Here is an 894-nt window from a genome sequence, read left to right as displayed (position 1 = left end):
AAGAAGTCTCCTTCAAATACCCACTTCTTCTTACTATTCGTGTTCAACTTGTTAAAGAGATTGCTTATGGCATCATGTGTGCTTCTTTTAGGACGAAAACCGTAAGAAGTGGCTTCGAACTTAACTTCCCATTGCGGTTCTAATGCGTTCTTGACGACATTTTGATAAACTCGATCTCGTATTGTCGGAATACCTAAGGGTCTTAACTTCCCATTTTTCTTAGCGATAAACGTTCGTTTCGCTGGCTTTGGACGATGCTGAAAAACATTCCATTTTAGTAGTTGTTGGTACAGTTTGATACGTTCGTTTGGTTGTGAGGCAGTATAGCCATCTACACCAGGTGTTCGTTTACCGTTATTTTGTTGCGTCACTCTGCGAATGGAGAGTAGTAAATTTGCTTTACTCCGGAGGAGTAAACGTTGAAGTCTTCTTACTCTTCTTCGTTGATTCTGTTGTTCGGCACGATAAATTCTTTGTCGTAACTTCGTTACATATTTTTGTACAGTATTCCAATCAATAGAGTACCAACCTTTATGCGAGACGTGCGTCGACGCTCGTAGTGAGGTATTCATAACAGCACGCTCCTTTTCGTTAGAAGATAGCCACAAATTTATTTTCGTGTTGAAGACCCATGAGAAGTAGGCGCTCTTTCGAGCCTGTCATTATCTGTGAAGACGACAGTATCCGTCCAGTTATACAATTTCCTTGCTTTCCTGTCCCTTTTCAGGGTAACGGCTTTCGCTTTTTCTCATATCCCATACCCTCTGTCACATTGTTTGACTTTGCAGTCATCCTACTGCTTACACAGATGACATAGGGCTTACCAAGTTCCACATTCCACAGATACGATAGGGGTAGGTAGGTTCTTTACTCCGGGTAAGATGCGGGACGCAC

At 42.2% G+C, this 894-nt stretch carries 1 protein-coding gene; it reads right to left on the bottom strand.

The annotated features are described in order from the left end of the window. Positions 1-572: reverse transcriptase N-terminal domain-containing protein (locus tag OK414_RS27900; RefSeq protein WP_264363552.1), on the bottom strand; the 572-nt coding region annotated here is incomplete at its 3' end. Positions 573-894: the final 322 nt, after the last annotated feature.

Source organism: Priestia sp. JV24 (genome assembly GCF_025910025.1).
GTDB lineage: Bacteria > Bacillota > Bacilli > Bacillales > Bacillaceae_H > Priestia > Priestia megaterium.
The sequence above is the reverse complement of the archived record's forward strand: the minus strand, read 5'-3'. Positions and strand labels throughout refer to the sequence as shown.